The organism is Streptomyces sp. NPDC001604 (assembly GCF_042893475.1).
Taxonomy (GTDB): domain Bacteria; phylum Actinomycetota; class Actinomycetes; order Streptomycetales; family Streptomycetaceae; genus Streptomyces.
The window spans coordinates 26,649-27,493 of the sequence record NZ_JBIAUY010000036.1; the positions used below are offsets into that span (position 1 = coordinate 26,649).

Below are 845 nucleotides of genomic sequence, written 5' to 3' on the forward strand. Positions count from 1 at the left end.
TCCCCGCCGCCCACAATGCCGACGAAAGACCCCCGGGAGCAGAACATGTCCGACGAGGACAAGCTTCGTAGTTACCTCAAGAAGGCCATCGCCGACGCCCAGGACGTACGTGCGCGGCTGCGCAGGGCGCAGGAGCGGGTCACGGAGCCGATCGCGATCGTCGGCATGGCATGCCGTTTCCCGGGCGGCGCCGTCGGCCCGGAGGAGTTCTGGCGGCTCGTCTCTTCCGGGACCGACGCGATCTCCGCTTTCCCGCAGGACCGTGGCTGGGACGTCGAAGAGCTGTACGACCCGAACGGCGGCGACGACGGCACCTCGTACGTGTGCCAGGGCGGATTCCTCGGCGGCGAGGTGGCGGATTTCGACCCCGGTTTCTTCGGGATCAGCCCGCGTGAGGCGATGGCGATGGACCCGCAGCAGCGGCTCCTCCTCGAGACCTCGTGGGAGGCGCTGGAGCGAGCCGGTATCGATCCCGGGGCGCTGCACGGCTCGGCCACCGGCGTGTTCGCAGGCGGCTTCGCCTCGGGCTACGGCATCGGCGTCACGCTGAGTCAGAGCGGCGCCGGTATCGAGGGCCACCTGATGACCGGCAACGCCACGAGCGTGCTGTCCGGCCGGGTCTCCTACGCGTTGGGCCTGGAGGGGCCGGCGGTCACGATCGACACGGCGTGCTCGTCCTCGCTGGTGGCTCTGCATCTGGCCGGTCAGGCGCTGCGGTCGGGCGAGTGCTCCCTGGCGCTGGCGGGTGGCGTGACGGTGATGGCGACACCGGGGACGTTCATCGACTTCTCGCGGCAGCAGGGTCTGTCGGTGGACGGCCGGTGCCGCGCGTTCTCCGCAGATGC

The 845-nt window shown here is 70.3% G+C and carries 1 protein-coding gene; it reads left to right on the top strand.

Features of this window, described 5'->3' with window-relative positions; translation table 11 throughout:
* Positions 1 to 45: 45 nt before the first annotated feature.
* Positions 46 to 845 (top strand): beta-ketoacyl synthase N-terminal-like domain-containing protein (locus tag ACFY1E_RS47440; protein WP_389088736.1); only part of this gene is annotated, 800 nt, incomplete at its 3' end.